Origin of the sequence: Altererythrobacter epoxidivorans (assembly GCF_001281485.1) — a bacterium.
Classification (GTDB): Bacteria; Pseudomonadota; Alphaproteobacteria; order Sphingomonadales; family Sphingomonadaceae; genus Erythrobacter; species Erythrobacter epoxidivorans.
Window position 1 is genome coordinate 928,429 of record NZ_CP012669.1, and the last position, 17,178, is coordinate 945,606.

Genomic DNA, 17,178 nt, shown 5'->3' on the forward strand with positions numbered 1-17,178 from the left:
GCTCGTGCCGGGCAGTCCCGCCGATCCCTATTTAGGAGCCGCTCGTCGTTGCCTCAAGCAGGTCGGCGGATTTTTCGAGTTTTTCGGCTATCATTTCGAGCAGCGGTGCTGTCGCGTCACTTGGCTCGACGTCGGCTTTGGCAGGTTTGCGTTCTTCATAGCGTGCCAATTCCTTCGCCATGGCGTCCCGCTCCGCCTTCAGCGCGTAAAGCTCGAGCTGCAGCTCCTTGAGCTTTTCCGCCGTTTCGTCGGAGGCGCCAGCATCTATTGCTGAGCCATTGCTTTTTCGCGACTCATCGACCTCATCGGCAAGGAGGAGCGCTGCAAACAGGAGGTTCTGGGCGGGCGCGTTGCTGAGATTGCCGCCGAGTTTCGCCAGCTTTTCGTCGATAACCTGGCCGAGGTGTCGCACCTGCGCCTCTTCGCCATCTGCGCAAGCGACCGTGTAGTTCCTGCCTGCAATCTGCAGTGTAACCTGGCTCATGATTCAAGGTCCGCTATAAGCTTGTCGAGATCGCGGAGCGTGTCGGCGACGTCTTCGCGCAAGGCCTCGTGCTTGTTGATCAGGGCCATGACCTTGGATGATCCCCCATTCGCCGAGGTGGATAAAATGGAAGTCGCAGCATCGATACGGGCCAATGCGGCCTCGATCCGTGCCTGTGCGGCTTCGCGACGGTCCTCCTCCATGACGTGAAAATACCAACTTTGCCGTTTCAAGGCAAAACCTTGGGCCGTCCTGTTGATAAGTGTTCGCGGCAGGGCGACGAAGTTCGACTTATGGGGATGTGCAGCGTGTCTTGCTTGACCTAGCTGGACCCATCCGCGAAGGGTCGCCCCGCGCCGAATCGACACGCGGGCCAACGCGGTTTTCTGGAGGCCTGCGCACACCAGCAGGAGCCTTGTCCGCATGAGTTTCGACACCGCCCGTTTGCAAAACATGGCAAACGCCATTCGCGCCCTTTCAATGGACGCGGTCCAAGCGGCAAATTCCGGGCACCCCGGCATGCCGATGGGCATGGCCGACGTCGCGACCGTATTGTGGTCCAAGTATCTCAAGTTCGATCCCGCCCGTCCGGACTGGGACGACCGCGACCGCTTCGTGCTGAGTGCGGGTCACGGCTCGATGCTGGTTTACAGCCTTCTCCACCTATCCGGCTACGTAGAGCCGACGATGGACGACATCAGGAATTTCCGACAGCTTGGCAGCCCGTGTGCCGGTCACCCGGAGAATTTCCTCCTGCCCGGTGTCGAATGCACGACCGGCCCATTGGGACAGGGCCTGGCGATGGGTGTCGGTATGGCGATGGCCGAACGTCACCTCAATGCCCTCTTCGGTGATGAACTGGTCGACCACCGCACATGGGTGATCGCCGGTGACGGCTGCCTGATGGAAGGTATCAATCACGAGGCGATCGGGCTTGCCGGCCATTTCAAGCTGGGCCGCATGATCGTCCTCTGGGATGACAACAACATCACCATCGATGGCACGACCGATCTTTCGACCTCCGAAGACATCAAAGCGCGCTATCGCGCGACCGGTTGGCATGTCGCCGAGTGCGACGGTCACGATTTTGCCGACATTTCGCGCGCAATCGAAGAAGCGATGGCCGATGAAAGGCCTTCGCTGGTCGCTTGCAAGACGATCATCGGGAAGGGCGCCCCGAACAAACAGGGCACCAGCGCGACTCACGGGGCGCCGCTCGGTCCGGACGAGATTGCCGCCGCGCGCGAGGCGCTGGGCTGGACCGCAGAGCCCTTCGTAGTACCGGACGATATCCTTGCCGATTGGCGATCGACGGGTGACGCCGGTAGAGGCATCTCGTCGGATTGGGACGCCCGACTGGCGGCCGACGAAGGCCGCGGCGCTGCATATAACGATCATATGGCCGGCATTGGCGATCGCGCATCTATGGCTGTGGAACAGCACATCAGGGCGCTGGCTGCAGAGCCAAAGAAGGTCGCAACCCGCAAGGCGTCGGAACTGGCGCTTGGCCCGCTGACCGAAAAGCTCCCTCAGCTGATTGGCGGATCGGCCGACCTTACCGGATCGAACAACACCAAGACGCAGTTCACTGCGCCGTTCGTGGCTGACGATTATTCGGGCCGGTATGTCTATTACGGTATTCGCGAATTCGGCATGGCTGCCGCGATGAACGGCATGGCCCTGCACGGGGGTGTCACGCCCTACGGCGGGACCTTCCTGATCTTCAGCGACTATTGCCGCAACGCGATCCGCCTATCGGCATTGCAGCAGGTCGGCGCGGTGTACGTCCTGACCCATGATTCGATCGGTCTCGGCGAAGACGGCCCGACGCACCAGCCGGTCGAACAGGTAATGAGCCTGCGCCTGATCCCGAATCTAAACGTCTATCGCCCGTGCGATACGATCGAGACGGCGGAATGCTGGGCGCTCGCATTGCAGGACGACAAGACGCCGTCGGTTCTTGCGCTATCTCGTCAGAACCTGCCGCAGCTTCGCGGCGAAGGGGACGGCGGCTGGTCTGCTGCTTCGAACCGTTCTGCCAAGGGGGCCTATTGCTTGCGTCCGGCTTCTGCGGATCGCAAGGTCGTGTTGATCGCGACGGGTTCGGAAGTCGAACTGGCGGTCGCAGTAGCCGACGAACTCAAAGGCAAGGGCATTGGCGCGGACGTCGTTTCGATGCCTTGCATGGACATCTTCGACCTTCAGGATGCCGGCTATCGCTCGGAACTGCTCCCTGCGGACGCGCTGAAGGTTTCGATCGAGGCCGGCAGCACGCTTGGTTGGCAGAAATACACCGGGAACGACGGTTTGAATATCGGCCTGGACCGCTTCGGTGCCTCTGCACCGGCAGAACAGCTCTTTGAAAAATTCGGCTTCACTGCGGACGCTATCGTTCCGCAAATCATGAACAAATTGAACGACTAAACAGGAGTTTCTTTCATGGCGACGAAGGTTGCGATCAACGGTTTCGGACGTATTGGGCGCCTTGTTGCCCGGGCCATTCTGGAACGTCACGACCACGATCTCGAACTGGTTTCGATCAACGATCTGGCGGACACCAAATCGAACGCCCTGCTGTTCCAGTACGACAGCACGCATGGGCGCTTTCCGGGCACCGTCGAAGTCGGCGAAGGCTTCATCACGGTCAACGGCAAGAAGATCGTGGTCACCAGCGAACGCGATCCCGGTAACCTGCCGCACGCAGAGCAGGGCGTCGATATCGCGCTCGAATGCACCGGCTTCTTCCAGAGCCACGACGCAGCGGAACCGCACCTGAAGGCGGGGGCAAAGCGCGTGCTCATTTCGGCGCCCGCATCTGGCGTGTCGGCGACCATCGTTTACGGCGTGAACCACGAAACGCTGACTGCAGACGACGTTATCGTCTCCAATGCCAGCTGCACCACCAACTGCCTGTCGCCGATGGCCAAGGTGCTTCACGACACGGTCGGTATCGAACGCGGTTTCATGACCACGATCCACAGCTACACCAACGACCAGCGCATGCTCGACCAGATGCACAGCGACATGCGCCGTGCGCGCGGCGGTGCGCAGAACATGATACCGACCACTACCGGTGCTGCCCGCGCGGTCGGCCTTGTGCTGCCTGAACTCGCCGGCAAGCTGGACGGATCTTCGGTTCGCGTTCCGACGCCGAACGTCAGCCTTGTCGATCTTGTCTTTACCCCGGGCCGCGATACCAGCGCCGAGGAACTCAACGCCGCGCTCAAGGCTGCAGCTGAGGGCAAGATGAAGGGTGTGCTCGATTACACCGATCAGCCGCTGGTGAGCAGTGACTTCAATCACCATCCGGCGAGTTCGACCATCGACAGCCTCGAGACCTCGGTCATGGAAGGCAAGCTCTGCCGCGTCGTCAGCTGGTACGACAACGAATGGGGCTTCTCGAACCGCATGATCGACACTGCTGGCGTCATGGCCGGCCTGATCTGAGGACTGACTGATGGCGGGTTTCAAGACGCTCGATGACCTGGGTGACATAACCGGCAAGGTTGCGCTCGTCCGGGTCGACCTCAACCTCCCGATGAAGGGCGGTTCGGCCAGCGACGTGACGCGGGTCGAAGCGGTGAAACCCACCATTCTCGAACTGAGTGAGAAGGGGGCCAAGGTCGTCCTTCTCGCCCATTTCGGTCGCCCGAAAGGCCAGCGCAGCTCGGTGCTTTCGACGAGCATGGTCCAGGGCGATGTCGAACGTGTTCTCGACAAGGAGATCATGTTCATTCCGGAAGTTTCCGGTCCTGTGGTCGAGCAGGCACTCGGTATCCTGCGGGCCGGCGACATCGGCCTTATGGACAACGTCCGTTTCTGGCCTGGTGAAGAGGCGAATGATCCAGACTTCGCCAAGGCGATCGCGGCGAATGGCGATTTCTACGTCAACGACGCGTTTTCTGCCTCGCACCGCGCGCATGCATCGACTGAAGGTCTGGCGCACCTGCTTCCGGCTTATGCAGGCCGCGCGATGCAGAGGGAACTCACCGCGCTCGATTCCGCGCTTGGCAATCCCGAACCGCCGGTTGCCGCAGTCGTGGGCGGGGCAAAGGTTTCGACGAAGCTCGACGTCCTGAAAAACCTCGTCGGCAAGGTGCAGCACCTGATCATCGGCGGCGGCATGGCCAATACTTTCTTGGCCGCAAAGGGTGTCGATGTCGGCAAATCCTTGTGCGAACATGACCTGACCGCAACCGCCAGCGAAATCATGGACGAAGCGGATCATGCCGGCTGCACGGTCCATCTGCCCTATGATGTCGTGGTGGCAAAGGAGTTCGCTCCCAACCCGCCCAGCCTGCGCATCTGCAACGTCCATGAAGTCGCCGAAGATGAAATGATCCTCGATGTCGGACCACTTGCGGTCGAGGCGCTTGGCGATGTGCTCAAGACTTGCCGTACGCTCGTCTGGAACGGCCCACTGGGCGCATTCGAAACCGAACCCTTCGATGCAGCGACCGTAGCGCTTGCCCGGACGGCAGCCGCACTGACGCAGGAAGGATCGCTGATTTCGGTAGCGGGGGGCGGTGACACCGTCGCCGCGCTCGCACATGCAGGCGTGGCCGACCAGGTCACCTATGTCTCTACCGCGGGCGGTGCTTTCCTCGAATGGATGGAGGGCAAGGAATTGCCCGGTGTAGCGGCTCTCAATGGCTGATATTGCCGCAGAAATCGAAACGCTCGAACACCGCTTCATGCGCGCATGGATGCGCCGTGAAGCGGGCGAATTGCGCAAGCTGGCAGCGCGCGATTTCATGATGATTGTCGCATCCGAACCGTCACAACTGCTTGATCGCCCAAGCTTCGTCGAAGCCATGTCCGGGCCGTTTTCGTGTCAGGGCTTCCGCTTCAACGAAGTCTGTGTGCGAAAGCATGGGCGCTCGGCCTGGTTCACGGCCAGTGCGGAGTTGGAACTCAAAATCGATCGCCGCGACTGGACCGGCAAGTTCTGGATCAGCGACTTGTGGATGAAGGGCAGGGTGAAACGTGGTTGGAAGCTCGTCGAACGCAGTCTTGCACGTACCGACAGTGACGACAAACTGCCTGCCTCGATCCGGCATCTGCAGCTCTGGCATTGAAGCTTTGCCGGGGCGAGTTCGGCCATCATTAGCGGCAGCTACACCAAGGTTTAGGAAAGGTTTTCCACGTGCTGTTGCAAGCGGCGAGGGGCGTGGCTATTGGCGCGCCAACGCATTCGTATGCACCGCACCAGATGCACAGGGCAGGGACTTATGAACTTCGAAGAAATGAAGACCAAGATCGCCACCGGTGAAGGCTTTATCGCGGCGCTGGACCAGTCCGGCGGTTCGACTCCCAAGGCTCTGCGTGGATACGGTGTCGGCGATGACGAATGGTCGGGCGATGACGAAATGTTCGCCCGCATCCACGAAATGCGCAGCCGCGTCATCACCTCGCCCTGTTTCGGCAATGGCAAGGTTATCGGCGCGATCCTGTTCGAAAAGACGATGGATGGTGAGGTCGACGGCAAGACCACAGCTGATGCGCTGAAGGCTCGCGGCGTCGTGCCTTTCATCAAGGTCGATCAGGGACTGGCCGACGAGCAGGACGGCGCTCAGATGATGAAGCCGCTCGACAAGCTTCCCGCGCTTCTCGAGAAATCGGTTAACGCCGGCATGTTCGGAACCAAGATGCGCTCGGTCATCAAGTCGGCAAATCCGAAGGGGATTGCCGACGTCGTGGCCCAGCAGTTCGAGGTCGGGAACCAGATTTGCGATGCCGGTCTCGTCCCGATTCTCGAGCCGGAATACGACATCACGGCCGACGATCGCGCAGAAGGCGAAAAGATCCTGCTAGATGAGCTGATGAAGGGCCTGAACGCTCTTCCGGAAGGCCGCCAGGTCATGCTGAAGCTTTCCATCCCAGTCGAGCCGGGTCTCTACACCCCTGCGATCGAACATCCCAACGTTCTGCGCGTAGTCGCTCTTTCTGGTGGCTTTTCGACCGACGATGCTTGCGAGCACCTGGCGAAGAACCCCGGCATGATCGCGAGCTTCAGCCGCGGCCTGTTGCAGGATCTTCGCAAGGATCTGTCGGACGAGGAATTCGACGCGGCGCTCGGCAAGGCGATCGATCAGATCGCAGCAGCGTCCAACTGATCTTCGGTCCCTATTCGTAGGGCTCGAAAACCCAGTCCAGTCGATAGCGTGAAAGCGGGATCGCGCTGCCTTCGCGCGGCGGCGTCGCAGTATCGACGAGGGTCAGCACGCCTTCGCGCAGGAAAATCGGTTCGCCGAGTTCTGCCGAATATTCCCAGTCATGACCACGATCCCGAACGACCGCGGCGACGAGCAACCGGTCCCGGCCGAAGCATGGTGCCGGAGTTTCGCAGCGCGAATCTTCGATAATCGCCACGGCAGTCACCGAAAGGTCGCTCGCCAGCGCGTAGCTGCGAAAGACGGGAGTGTCGGCGAGATAGACGGGCGTTGAAGCGAGGATGAGGCCCAGGGCGCTGGCAATCGGCATGGCGGAAACTCCTTCACAGCCGATGTATCATTTTCCTCGCGCCTCGTATCGTGCCCGTATGCACTGTCCTGATTGGAAACAGAGTTTCGAGACGGTTAACCCTGTTCGGGACGAGCTAGAGCGCCTGGGCGTAGGTTAGCCGGTAATCCGTCTTCTGCACCGGGCCATTGGTCATTACGGTCGGCGCTGCGTCGATCAGCTTGATGACGCGATCATGCGTTCCGTACATTTCGCCAAGGGTGATATCGGCCGTATCGCGCCAGCCAGCGCCATCGATCCGGGTCGTCACTACCAGCCGTCCAGCCCAGACACATCGTGCGTTCGCGGGGCACCGGCTATCCTCCTTGATCGCTTTTGGAGTGACGACGAGGTCACCGACCACGACGGGTTGATCCAAGGCAACTGGCGTGCCTTCAGCGCGAGGGGTGCCTTCAACGATCGGTGCATCAGGGATGACTGCACATGCGGTCAAAGAGGCAGCGAGGGTGAGAGTGATTGCGAGTTTGTGAGTGTCGATCATGACGCGAAGTTAGCGCTTGCATCGCTGTCGCTCGCCTGAATGGGTGACGAGGGCAAACGATATGGCTAGAGGGCGTTTCATGCCCGATATTGCACCCTGCCAGCTCTACCTGATTTCGCCGCTCGACGTTTCCGGAGACTTTCCCGCGAGATTATCGAATGCGCTCGCCGCAGGGGCCGGGTTGGTCACTGCTTTCCAGTTTCGCGTGAAGGATATCGACCAGCATGAGGCGGCATTGCTGGCCGAACCGTTGCAGAGAATCTGCGCGGAGCACGACGTTGCTTTCATCGTGAATGACAGCATTTCCCTCGCCAAACGCGTTGGAGCCGATGGCGTACATCTGGGGCAGGGTGATGGAAATCCGAAGGAAGCTCGCGAGGTTTTGGGTCGCGAAGCCCAGATTGGCGTGACCTGTCATGCGAGTAAGCACCTTGCGATGGAAGCAGGTGAAGCCGGTGCCGATTATGTCGCGTTCGGTGCATTCTACCCTTCGTCCACGAAGGAAACCGAGCATAGGCCAAGTCCAGATATCCTCGAATGGTGGAGCACATTGTTCGAGATCCCCTGCGTTGCAATTGGCGGGATCACACCGGACAATTGCGCGCCTCTGGTGAGGGCCGGGGCAGACTTTCTCGCCGTCTCCAACGCGGTATGGGGCGGAGACGAAGTTGCTGCGGTAAAAGCTTTTTCGGATAAAATCGCGTCGGCGTGAGTTGATGACCCGAAACGGACCATCCGGTCCGGACATTGGGAGTCATCTATGCGCCGCCTTCTCGCCTCTGCTGCCCTGCTTGCCCTTGTAGCTTGCGGCTCACCGGACACGTCAGGGGACGAAGCAGCGGCCGAGGCAGATCGTACTGCAAATGCAACGACGCAAAACCTTGCCGATGCTATGGCTTCAGACGACGACGGTGAAAGCACCGACAAATCGCTCGACATTCCTGACAGTGAAGATCGTCCGGTCATGCAGCTTCAGGTGGTGCTCGATCGATTGGGGTTCGGGCCCGGTGTCATCGACGGCAAGACGGGCATGAGCACCGAAAACGCGCTGCGCGGCTTTCAGGAAGCGAATGATCTCGAGATAACTGGCGAGAACGACGAAGCCACCACGAAGGCTCTCGCACAATGGGATCGCATTCCCGCCACCCGGATTGTCACCATTCCCGACAATTGGGGGAGCCTGTCGTTCGAGGAAATTCCCGACGACCCTGCCAAGCAAGCCGAGATGGAGGGCATGGGGTACGAAACGCTCGATGAAAAACTCGCCGAGCGTTTTCACACCACGCTGGAAGTGCTTAGACAATTGAATCCCGGCGGTCGTCCGGCAGGCATCAGCGATGGCAACTCTGAGGGTAATTCGGCGACACCGAACCCATCCTCCAAATCGTCATCGGCTGGCGAAGCTGCCGAGAGCGATCCGCCCCCAACCAAGCGTCCCGGGGACAGCTATTTTCAGGCAGGACAGCAAATCCGTGTGCCAAACATCGGTGCGGACAAGATCACGAAGGGCGCGGTGAGCGACGACGGATGGCGTTCGACGCTGGCATCGCTCGGTGTCGGAAGCGATCAACCCGATGTTTCGAAAATAGTCGTCAGCAAGAGCGCCGGCACGCTCAAGGCATATGACATGGGCGGCAAGCTAGTAGCGCTGTTCACGGTTACGACCGGATCGAGCCACGATCCCCTGCCGCTGGGCGAATGGGGCATCACCGGAGTCGCGCACAATCCGCCCTTTGCTTATAACCCGGAATTGTTCTGGGACGTTTCGGACGACGAGGAAAAGCAGCAGCTTCCTCCGGGTCCGAACGGCCCGGTCGGCGTCGTATGGATCGACCTGACCAAGGAGCATTACGGCATCCACGGCACGCCGGAGCCGCAGACCATCGGACGTACGCAGAGCCACGGTTGCGTCCGACTGACGAATTGGGACGCCGCACGTCTTGCCGAGATGGTTTCGGGGAGCACAAAGGTGATCTTCGAGGCATGATGGGTTAGAGGGGACAAATGGGCATTATCGATCGCATTCTCACCATCGTCATTACCGCCACGCTGACCTCTGCTGTGTGGATTGTCGCGGGTGGCAGCCTGATTGAAATGGCGGGGAGCCGTGAGGGGGAAAGGTCGCTGCGGCCTGCCGAAGCCGCGCCGAGCGATGCACCGGAATCACCCCCGGCCGTCGCAGTGCCGAACGGCGACAATACCACGGTCGCATCCGAAGATGCTCCGCTCGACACGCGAAGCGTCACAGGGGCTACAGACGATGTGCTCCAGATACCCGTCCACAATGTCCGGCCGAGCGATCTTACTGACACCTTCATGGATGAACGCGGCGGCGGCGACCGAATGCATGAAGCAATCGATATCATGGCGCCCAGGGGCACCAGTGTCCTGGCCGCCGCGCCTGGCACGGTTGAGAAGCTGTTCGTTTCGGAAGCCGGCGGCAACACGATCTATGTGCGCAGCACCGATCGCAAGACGATCTACTACTACGCACATCTCGACGAATATTCGGAAGGTTTGAAAGAGGGCCAGAAGGTCCGCCGCGGTCAGCGGCTGGGGACGGTGGGTAGCACCGGAAACGCGTCACGCGAGGCGCCGCATCTCCATTTTGCCATTCTGCGCACCACGGCCGACGCCAGTTGGTGGGAACCAACCAATGCGGTCAATCCGTATCCTTTGTTGAAGAAGTAACCGGCAAAAGCTCAGTGAGTGCTTGAGACCCTGATGCAGATCATGCGGCCGAGCGAGCCCTCCGGTTCGATCGACTGAAGTTCGGCGTTACCAGTGCGGCGGAAATTGCGGCCTTTGAACGGCCCACGGGTAAACGTGAAATTGCGGCCTTTGAGGATGTAGGTGCCGTGACCTGCTTCGGACCGATAGCTAGAGGCTCCGCTAAGGACGAAACTTTCGTCCGGGACGCTGGTCCACGCCGGACCCGTCGCATCGCCGGGCAGGGCGCATTCGTAGCGGCCATGAGGCATGGTCTTCAGCATACCGCCGTTCAAGCCATGGGCCGGCGCGGATGCCGCCAGTACCGCGATGAGGGCAATGAGCTTTCGCATGGGCGGTCCGTTATCAGGAAGAAGTGGCGAATTCCAGCCGCCTTGCCGTATCGCCACGGGTAAGCTAAGGGCGCGGCGCAGATTTGCGGGCAGCTCGTCCGCTCTCCCACAAGAAGGTTTCTCCGATGAAAATCAGCGGCGTCGATATTCGCCCCGGCAACATCCTGGAATACGAAGGCGGCATCTGGAAAGTCGCCAAGATCCAGCACACCCAGCCCGGTAAGGGTGGGGCATATATGCAGGTCGAGATGAAGAACCTCATCGACGGCCGCAAGACCAACGTCCGCTTTCGCAGCGCCGACACGGTCGAAAAGGTGCGCCTCGATACCAAGGACTATCAGTTCCTGTACGAAGACGGTGATATGCTGGTCTTCATGGACACCGACACCTACGAACAGATCAACCTGCCGAGCGACCTTCTGGGCGATGCGCGTCCCTTCCTTCAGGATGGTATGCAGGTTTCGCTCGAATTGTGGGAAGAACGCCCGATCAGTGTCGAGCTGCCGCAGCAGGTCGAAGCTGAAATCGTGGAGGCGGATGCCGTCGTTAAGGGGCAGACAGCTTCTTCGAGTTACAAGCCTGCTATGCTCGACAATGGCGTGCGGATCATGGTTCCGCCGCACATCGAAAGCGGAACGCGTATCATCGTCGACGTGTATGAACAGTCTTACGTCGGGAAAGCCGGCTAACGGAGTAATCTATGCAGGGTGCGGGACATCCGAAACTGGCCGCTGTCGATATCGACAATAGCTACATCCTAGGCGTGATTTACGACGATGAGTCGCTCACGCTGGAGATGGACTTCCGCCTCATGCAGGATCATCCCCGTTTCGAGGAACCCGACAGCGACGAAGGTTGTTACCGCAAGGGATTCATCCGATTCTCCGATTTCGAGGACTTGAGGCTGCGTAAGGCCAAGCCCGAAGACGGCAAGGAAGTGGATTACAGCGACATCTATTCAGCCACGATCGAAGGCGATTATGCCTTCATCTCCAGTGGTTGGGGTGAAATTGAACTGACCGCGCAATCGATCCAGATCGCGGTGGACTGACAGGAAACTGGTTTAAAATGGCAGCCATCACTGGCCTCATCCGCGTCATGGAACGTGCGGCTCGCAAGGCGGGCGGTCGCCTGCGGCGCGACTTCGGCGAAGTCGAACATTTGCAGGTCAGCCGCAAGGGTCCTGCGGATTTCGTATCCAAGGCCGATATGCGCGCAGAACGCACGCTTTATGACGAATTGCTGGCGGCGCGCCCTGGCTGGGGCTTCCTCATGGAAGAAGCCGGCGAGATCGAAGGCGAAGAGGGGCAGCCGCGCTGGATCATCGACCCGCTCGATGGCACCAGCAACTTCCTCCATGGGATTCCTCACTTCGCGATCTCCATCGCGGTACAGGAACCGAAGCTCGATGGTTCGGGCTGGGGCGATGTCACGGCGGCCGTGATCTATCAGCCGATCACCGATGAAACCTTCTGGGCCGAAAAGTCTCGCGGTGCCTGGCTCCACGATGGTCGCCTCCGCGTATCGTCGCGCTCGCGTCCGTCCGATGCCCTGATCGCGACCGGTATTCCCTTCCAAGGTGCTGGCAATCCGGCCGAATGGGCAAAGATCTACGGTGCCATCGGCCCCGAAGTCGCCGGTATCCGCCGTTTCGGTGCCGCTTCGCTCGACCTCGCATGGGTTGCTGCGGGCCGTTTCGACGGCTTCTGGGAAAGCAGCCTTAAGCCTTGGGATACTGCGGCCGGCTGTCTCCTCGTACGCGAAGCGGGCGGCTTCGTGAGCGATTATCGCGGTCGTTCGCAGCCGATCCACACCGATCAGGTGCTCGCGGCAAACGACGGCCTGCACTCCCGCTTGCACAAGCTGCTCGCAGGCGCCCTCAAATAAACGAGCGTCCAGGCCGTCCAATCGGTTTTGGAGACTTGATGACTGAAGCTGGCACGGCTATCCGCCGCGCTCCCGCATCAGTGCCCCTGTGGCGGAATTGGTAGACGCGCTCGACTCAAAATCGAGTTTCTTACGAAGTGCCGGTTCGAGTCCGGCCAGGGGTACCAAGGGAGAGCGCCTGAATAGGTCAGGCGCTTCCCGCAGCGCAGCTACCATCCTTGCTGGACGAAGATCGCACTGCCGGCTTGCAGTAATGCTCCGCTGGCGCTTATCGTTCGATACGATCTGGTTTTTTCGCGGGGGCGACTGCAATGCGACCTTTCTGGCTCAATATGCTAGCCGTCCTGGCGATCGGTTCGCTGACGCCGACAGTTGCCCATGCTCAATCTTCAACCCCTTCGGATGTGAAGCAGGAGCAGGTCGAAACTGTCCCGGCGATTCCTTCGAGCCGTGACATCGAAAAGATTTCTGCCGAAGAAATTGAAGCTGATCCGATCGCAGTAGCTACTGAAATCCTCGCCTCACCGCCGGGCGAATACAGCCTGACGAGGATTGCGAGGCTCACCCAATTGCGGAGCGCTCTTGGTGCGCGCAGGGAACTGGCGCGCAAATACGCCGACGAAGGATCGCTCAAGTCCCGGATAATTTCCGCTCAAATAGATGCTCTTGGCCCGCCGCCTGTAGATGGCGCCTTCGAACCTGCTGCGGCATCCATGCGGCGCAAGTTGCTCGATCGTCGGCTGTCGGATGAACTTGCACCAATCCTGGTTTGGCGCGATCATCAGATCAGAGCTGCAACACTGACCTCTGAAATCGACGATCGGATCGCAAGCATCCGCGAAGACAGACTGCTCAGCTACAACGGCACGCCATTGAAGCCCGGTCTTTGGGGCACTGCATTGGGAGCGGTAAATCGGACCGTCAGTGGCTTCGTGTCAAACGTAGGTTTCGGCCAAATCCTGCTCGGCATTCTCTTACTCGTCCTGCCCTTCGGCCTTGTCTTGCTCGGTCACAGGGGATTGGCTTCGATTGCAAAGCGAGCACACGAAGTTTCTGGCAATGCACGTTCGCTCATAATCTTGCTCATCGAAGATGCACTCGGCTTGCTTCTGGCAGTCGTCGTCATGGCTATCGTATCCGGCGGTTTATTCCTGCTTCTCTCGGGATCGATCGAAGAAAAGAAGCTCGCCTCGTTCGTCTTGACCTTGTTTGTCGCCGGTATCGTTCTGGCTGTCGCTCGTTGGTTGGGGCGAAGCATCTTTCGATCACCAATCGACACGCTGCGCATCGTGCATTTGTCGGATGTTGACGGCAAGAAGGCGGCAAAGCTGACAACCGCGCTTGGGCTTGCGGTCGGTCTGGAAGCCATTCTCGAAATGGTCGAGAACGATGGCTTGCTGGCGGCGGAAGTCTCAATCCTATCTTCGGCCCTGCTGGTGCTTTGGGGGAGTTGGCTCATCTGGCGGCTCGCCGAAGTTCTGGCCCGGCGCGAACGCATTCCGCCGCAGCCAGACCCGCTTGCCGATCAGACCTCGGCGGAAGTCCAGGTGCACGAAGCGATCGACTTTGCCGGTCCCATAAGCCGTTTGGTCAAGGTCGTGTCGCTGGTGGCCGCGCTGAGCGCATTGGCCGGCTTCATCTACATGGCGCGGGAGATCTTTTTCGACATTGTCGCGACCCTCGCCGTGGTTGCTGTCGCGTTCCTGGTCCAGAGAACGGTTCGACTGGTTCTCGTCGTCTTGGCCGAAGGGTATCTGCGACGTTTCCGAGGGATCATTCACCTGTTGCCGGTATTTACAGGCTTTCTGATCGCACTTGCCGCCCTGCCGCTGCTGGCGATCGTTTGGGGGTACAACGCTCAAGAAATCTTCGACGGGATCCTGGCGCTTCGCAATGGCGTAACCCTCGGTGAAATTACAATCTCTGCCGGAGACGTCCTCGCTTTCGCCTTCGTTTTCTTCCTCGGGTTTGTGATCACGCGCTGGCTGCAACGCATACTGAGGTTGTCGATCCTCCCGCAGTTCGCTCTCGACCTGGGTGCGCGTTCCGCGATTGTGACGATCGTCGGCTACGTCGGTATCGTGCTGGCAGCGATTGTAGCGATCACTTCCACCGGGCTCGACCTGTCCAGCCTCGCATTCGTCGCCGGTGCGCTCTCGGTCGGTCTTGGTTTCGGGCTGCAATCGGTGGTCGAGAACTTTACCAGCGGCGTCATTCTACTGCTGGAGCGGCCCGTGCGCGAGGGCGACTGGATCGAAGTCGGCCCATATTCGGGAATTGTGAGGAAGATTTCGGTTCGCTCGACGCGGATCGAGACTTTCGATCGACACCAGATCATCGTCCCCAATTCGCAGTTGATCACCGAGAGCGTGAAGAACCTCAGCTTTGCGGGCGACGCTGCAAGGATTATTGTGCCCATCGGTGTAAGCTATGACACGGATCTTGAGCGCGTACGCGATGTCCTTCTCGACATAGCCTGTAATCACGAACTCATCATCGATGATCCCAAGCCGTCCGTTGCCGTCGAGGAGTTTGGAGACAATTCGATCAATCTCAAGCTTCTGGCTTTCGTGGGAGACGTTACGACAGGGGCCGGGGTCAAATCGGAACTGAACTTCGCGATCGCCAAGCGTTTTGCCGAGGAGGGTATCGAGATACCTTTCCCTCAGAGAGTGATTTCACTGCGGGGGGCCGACAGTATCCAAGTCGATACAAAACCAGCCGGCGCCTGATCATGATTCTGGATTGATCATTGGAGCGGCACCTCGAGCCGACCATCACAATTATCTTGTAATTGTTCGCCTGCTCTGTGAGTCAGCGCTTGGATGATCGAAATCCCGTCATATCATGCGATTGCAGCGATGGTCGTGACCATCGTCATGTTTGTTGCCTTCGTCCGTGGACGAATGTCGATCGAGATCATCTCGCTCCTGACAATCGCAGTCATAGCTGTCGGGCTCTATTTCTTCCCGCTTGAAGGGCACAAGGGGATCGACGGGCTGGAAATCGCGTTCGGCGGTTTCGGTCACTATGCGCTCATCACGATCTGCGCGCTGATGATCATGGGCCGAGGACTGGTGGTCACGGGCGCACTGGATCCCGCGGCACGGTTCCTGGAGCGTGTTTTCAAATTCAACGTCCAGCTGGGCCTGCTGCTTTCGCTGCTGATTGCGTTCGTCCTGTCGATGGGCGTCAACAATACTCCTGTCCTCGTCCTTCTGATGCCTATCTTCGTCGCGCTCGCGCAACGCGGGGCGCTACCGGCCTCCAAGACGCTTATCCCTCTGAATGCCGCATCGCTTCTTGGCGGGGTTTCAACGACTATCGGGACCTCGACCAATATCCTGGTCGTTTCGATCGCGGTCGACCTCGGGATGAAAGAGATGGGCGTGTTCGATTTCACCCCCATCGTCCTGATGGCGTCGCTTGTCGCCCTGCCTTACCTGTGGCTGGTCATGCCGCGACTGCTGCCCGACAATACGGTGGTGAACGAGGCGGAGATGCGCCGTTTCCACACGCGCCTGAGGGTGGCTGAGGATAGTGCACTGGTCGGCGAGGATATCTCCACGGTCCTGTCACGGCTGCCGAAGAACATTTCGATAATCGACCAGCCTTCGGGTCCGATCCAGCCCCAGCAAAGGTTGCTGCTATCGGGTACTCACGATGCGCTGGAAGATGCGACACGGGTGCTGAAGGGTGAGCTTGCGCCCAGCTGGGTGCTCGACCGGATCAAGCGCGAGGCGTCTTCACGCGAACAGGACATCCTGGTCGTCGAAATGACGGTAACTGCGGATTCTCGGCTTATAAACCGCACCCTACCGACTTCTGGCATTGCCGATCTTCATGGCGTTGCGGTGCTGGGTATCCACCGTCCGGACCGGATAATGGGCGAGAAGGACCAGTACAGCGAGAACGGCGACCTGCGCATCGCGGAAGGCGACGTGCTGCTGGTAATGGGCCTTCCCGAAGACCTGCAGGAATTCGCACGAAGCGACAGCCTTCTCATGCTTGAAGGGGCGAGGGAGCTTCCACGCCGTTCGAAGGCTCTTCTGGCGGGCATCATCATGGGTGTGTCGGTCTTTACGGCGGCCGTCGGTATCTTCCCGATCGCGATTTCCGCATTGGCTGGTGCGATCCTGATGTTCGTGACCGGTTGCGTCAAATTCGACCGGGTCGGGCGTGCCCTCTCTGCCCGCGTTATCGTTCTGGTTGCTGCCAGCATCGCCATCGGGCGCATCATCGACGAGAGCGGCGCTGCGCTATGGCTTGGTCAGACCCTTGGGCTCGGGCTCCAATATCTGCCGCCTGCCATGGTGCTCGCCGCAGTCATGCTGTTCGTGACGGTCCTGACGAACTTTGCATCGAATGCGACCGCGGCGACTGTGGGGACACCGATCGCGTTCAGCATCGCAGAGCAGTTGGGACTGCCTGCCGAACCTATGGTGCTGGCGGTGCTGTTTGGCTGCAATCTCTGCTACGCGACACCAATCGCTTATCAGACCAACATGCTCATCATGTCGGAAGGTAGCTACGAGTTTAAGGATTACATCCGTACCGGCGTGCCGTTGGTCATCATCATGGTGACGACGCTATCGGTGCTGTTGGTGCTGCGTTACGAAATGTAGGTCGGGGCGAGAGCCGCTGCCAGGCCGTCGGATCATTTCCCATTCGTACAAAAATTGACGGCCGCCGGAGCATGGGGGCGCTCCGACGGCCGTGCTCTCCTCCCCAGGAGACTGGTT

Annotated in this window: 18 protein-coding genes and 1 tRNA gene; 14 read left to right on the forward strand and 5 right to left on the reverse strand. The window is 59.6% G+C overall.

The window, feature by feature from the left end; translation table 11 throughout:
• Window positions 1–31: 31 nt before the first annotated feature.
• Together AMC99_RS04760 and AMC99_RS14095 are read right to left on the reverse strand one after the other, a co-directional pair.
• Window positions 32–484, reverse strand: coding sequence for a cell division protein ZapA (locus AMC99_RS04760; protein WP_061923498.1), 453 nt, complete (start codon window positions 482–484; stop codon window positions 32–34).
• Window positions 481–951, reverse strand: coding sequence for a hypothetical protein (locus AMC99_RS14095; protein ID WP_198143615.1), 471 nt, complete (start codon window positions 949–951; stop codon window positions 481–483). The genes AMC99_RS04760 and AMC99_RS14095 overlap by 4 nt, the downstream gene beginning before the upstream one ends.
• Between AMC99_RS14095 and tkt the strand changes: the two genes are divergently transcribed.
• The 5 genes from tkt to AMC99_RS04790 all read left to right on the forward strand — a co-directional run bounded on the left by tkt (window position 908) and on the right by AMC99_RS04790 (window position 6,600).
• Window positions 908–2,908: a transketolase gene (tkt, locus tag AMC99_RS04770; RefSeq protein ID WP_061923503.1), complete on the forward strand. Its 2,001-nt coding sequence runs from the start codon at window positions 908–910 to the stop codon at window positions 2,906–2,908. The two genes, AMC99_RS14095 and tkt, sit on opposite strands and share 44 nt — an antisense overlap.
• A gap of 15 nt (window positions 2,909–2,923) precedes the next feature.
• Window positions 2,924–3,931, forward strand: coding sequence for a type I glyceraldehyde-3-phosphate dehydrogenase (gene gap / locus AMC99_RS04775; protein WP_061923506.1), 1,008 nt, complete (start codon window positions 2,924–2,926; stop codon window positions 3,929–3,931).
• Window positions 3,932–3,941: 10 nt separating this feature from the next.
• Complete coding sequence (locus AMC99_RS04780; RefSeq protein ID WP_061923509.1) at window positions 3,942–5,141, forward strand: phosphoglycerate kinase; 1,200 nt, start codon at window positions 3,942–3,944, stop codon at window positions 5,139–5,141.
• Window positions 5,134–5,562, forward strand: coding sequence for a nuclear transport factor 2 family protein (locus AMC99_RS04785; protein WP_061923510.1), 429 nt, complete (start codon window positions 5,134–5,136; stop codon window positions 5,560–5,562). The genes AMC99_RS04780 and AMC99_RS04785 overlap by 8 nt, the downstream gene beginning before the upstream one ends.
• A gap of 153 nt (window positions 5,563–5,715) precedes the next feature.
• Window positions 5,716–6,600 carry a fructose bisphosphate aldolase gene (locus AMC99_RS04790; RefSeq protein ID WP_061923513.1) on the forward strand — a complete coding sequence of 295 codons (885 nt, stop codon included), beginning with the start codon at window positions 5,716–5,718 and terminating at the stop codon, window positions 6,598–6,600.
• 10 nt (window positions 6,601–6,610) lie between these two features.
• Here AMC99_RS04790 and AMC99_RS04795 read toward each other — a convergent pair whose 3' ends face one another.
• Together AMC99_RS04795 and AMC99_RS04800 are read right to left on the reverse strand one after the other, a co-directional pair.
• The gene (locus tag AMC99_RS04795) at window positions 6,611–6,967 is read right to left on the reverse strand and encodes a hypothetical protein (RefSeq protein WP_061923515.1); all 357 of its coding nucleotides are present in this window, start codon (window positions 6,965–6,967) and stop codon (window positions 6,611–6,613) included.
• 115 nt (window positions 6,968–7,082) lie between these two features.
• Window positions 7,083–7,487, reverse strand: coding sequence for a hypothetical protein (locus AMC99_RS04800; RefSeq protein ID WP_061923518.1), 405 nt, complete (start codon window positions 7,485–7,487; stop codon window positions 7,083–7,085).
• Window positions 7,488–7,566: 79 nt separating this feature from the next.
• On the opposite strand from AMC99_RS04800, the gene thiE reads away from it, so the two are divergent.
• The 3 genes from thiE to AMC99_RS04815 all read left to right on the forward strand — a co-directional run bounded on the left by thiE (window position 7,567) and on the right by AMC99_RS04815 (window position 10,178).
• Complete coding sequence (thiE, locus tag AMC99_RS04805) at window positions 7,567–8,199, forward strand: thiamine phosphate synthase (RefSeq protein ID WP_083440090.1); 633 nt, start codon at window positions 7,567–7,569, stop codon at window positions 8,197–8,199.
• Window positions 8,200–8,379: 180 nt separating this feature from the next.
• The gene (locus AMC99_RS04810) at window positions 8,380–9,474 is read left to right on the forward strand and encodes a L,D-transpeptidase family protein (RefSeq protein WP_338021455.1); all 1,095 of its coding nucleotides are present in this window, start codon (window positions 8,380–8,382) and stop codon (window positions 9,472–9,474) included.
• Between the two features lie 17 nt (window positions 9,475–9,491).
• Complete coding sequence (locus AMC99_RS04815) at window positions 9,492–10,178, forward strand: M23 family metallopeptidase (RefSeq protein ID WP_061923526.1); 687 nt, start codon at window positions 9,492–9,494, stop codon at window positions 10,176–10,178.
• 11 nt (window positions 10,179–10,189) lie between these two features.
• On the opposite strand, the gene AMC99_RS04820 is transcribed toward AMC99_RS04815, so the two are convergent.
• Window positions 10,190–10,549, reverse strand: coding sequence for a hypothetical protein (locus AMC99_RS04820; protein WP_061923529.1), 360 nt, complete (start codon window positions 10,547–10,549; stop codon window positions 10,190–10,192).
• A gap of 125 nt (window positions 10,550–10,674) precedes the next feature.
• On the opposite strand from AMC99_RS04820, the gene efp reads away from it, so the two are divergent.
• The 6 genes from efp to AMC99_RS04850 all read left to right on the forward strand — a co-directional run bounded on the left by efp (window position 10,675) and on the right by AMC99_RS04850 (window position 17,061).
• Window positions 10,675–11,238, forward strand: coding sequence for an elongation factor P (efp, locus tag AMC99_RS04825; RefSeq protein ID WP_061923532.1), 564 nt, complete (start codon window positions 10,675–10,677; stop codon window positions 11,236–11,238).
• A gap of 11 nt (window positions 11,239–11,249) precedes the next feature.
• Window positions 11,250–11,600, forward strand: a complete 351-nt coding sequence (locus AMC99_RS04830) for a hypothetical protein (protein ID WP_061923534.1) — start codon at window positions 11,250–11,252, stop codon at window positions 11,598–11,600.
• Between the two features lie 17 nt (window positions 11,601–11,617).
• Window positions 11,618–12,436, forward strand: coding sequence for an inositol monophosphatase family protein (locus AMC99_RS04835; protein WP_061923537.1), 819 nt, complete (start codon window positions 11,618–11,620; stop codon window positions 12,434–12,436).
• Between the two features lie 82 nt (window positions 12,437–12,518).
• Window positions 12,519–12,603, forward strand: a tRNA-Leu gene (locus tag AMC99_RS04840).
• Window positions 12,604–12,768: 165 nt separating this feature from the next.
• Entirely contained in the window at window positions 12,769–15,168 is a 2,400-nt protein-coding gene (locus tag AMC99_RS04845) for a mechanosensitive ion channel family protein (protein ID WP_061923539.1), read from the forward strand.
• Window positions 15,169–15,261: 93 nt separating this feature from the next.
• Entirely contained in the window at window positions 15,262–17,061 is a 1,800-nt protein-coding gene (locus AMC99_RS04850) for an SLC13 family permease (protein ID WP_198143571.1), read from the forward strand.
• Window positions 17,062–17,178 lie beyond the last annotated feature (117 nt).

Excerpts from the sequence above, each read along its gene's own strand:
- AMC99_RS14095 (WP_198143615.1), bottom strand. The coding sequence starts at position 951 with ATGGCGTTTGCCATGTTTTGCAAACGGGCGGTGTCGAAACTCATGCGG.
- AMC99_RS04795 (WP_061923515.1), bottom strand. The coding sequence starts at position 6,967 with ATGCCGATTGCCAGCGCCCTGGGCCTCATCCTCGCTTCAACGCCCGTC.
- efp (WP_061923532.1), top strand. The coding sequence starts at position 10,675 with ATGAAAATCAGCGGCGTCGATATTCGCCCCGGCAACATCCTGGAATAC.
- AMC99_RS04810 (WP_338021455.1), top strand. The coding sequence starts at position 8,380 with ATGGCTTCAGACGACGACGGTGAAAGCACCGACAAATCGCTCGACATT.
- AMC99_RS04850 (WP_198143571.1), top strand. The coding sequence starts at position 15,262 with ATGATCGAAATCCCGTCATATCATGCGATTGCAGCGATGGTCGTGACC.
- AMC99_RS04835 (WP_061923537.1), top strand. The coding sequence starts at position 11,618 with ATGGCAGCCATCACTGGCCTCATCCGCGTCATGGAACGTGCGGCTCGC.
- AMC99_RS04785 (WP_061923510.1), top strand. The coding sequence starts at position 5,134 with ATGGCTGATATTGCCGCAGAAATCGAAACGCTCGAACACCGCTTCATG.
- AMC99_RS04815 (WP_061923526.1), top strand. The coding sequence starts at position 9,492 with ATGGGCATTATCGATCGCATTCTCACCATCGTCATTACCGCCACGCTG.
- AMC99_RS04790 (WP_061923513.1), top strand. The coding sequence starts at position 5,716 with ATGAACTTCGAAGAAATGAAGACCAAGATCGCCACCGGTGAAGGCTTT.
- AMC99_RS04800 (WP_061923518.1), bottom strand. The coding sequence starts at position 7,487 with ATGATCGACACTCACAAACTCGCAATCACTCTCACCCTCGCTGCCTCT.
- AMC99_RS04760 (WP_061923498.1), bottom strand. The coding sequence starts at position 484 with ATGAGCCAGGTTACACTGCAGATTGCAGGCAGGAACTACACGGTCGCT.
- thiE (WP_083440090.1), top strand. The coding sequence starts at position 7,567 with ATGCCCGATATTGCACCCTGCCAGCTCTACCTGATTTCGCCGCTCGAC.
- AMC99_RS04820 (WP_061923529.1), bottom strand. The coding sequence starts at position 10,549 with ATGCGAAAGCTCATTGCCCTCATCGCGGTACTGGCGGCATCCGCGCCG.
- gap (WP_061923506.1), top strand. The coding sequence starts at position 2,924 with ATGGCGACGAAGGTTGCGATCAACGGTTTCGGACGTATTGGGCGCCTT.
- AMC99_RS04830 (WP_061923534.1), top strand. The coding sequence starts at position 11,250 with ATGCAGGGTGCGGGACATCCGAAACTGGCCGCTGTCGATATCGACAAT.
- AMC99_RS04845 (WP_061923539.1), top strand. The coding sequence starts at position 12,769 with ATGCTAGCCGTCCTGGCGATCGGTTCGCTGACGCCGACAGTTGCCCAT.
- AMC99_RS04780 (WP_061923509.1), top strand. The coding sequence starts at position 3,942 with ATGGCGGGTTTCAAGACGCTCGATGACCTGGGTGACATAACCGGCAAG.
- tkt (WP_061923503.1), top strand. The coding sequence starts at position 908 with ATGAGTTTCGACACCGCCCGTTTGCAAAACATGGCAAACGCCATTCGC.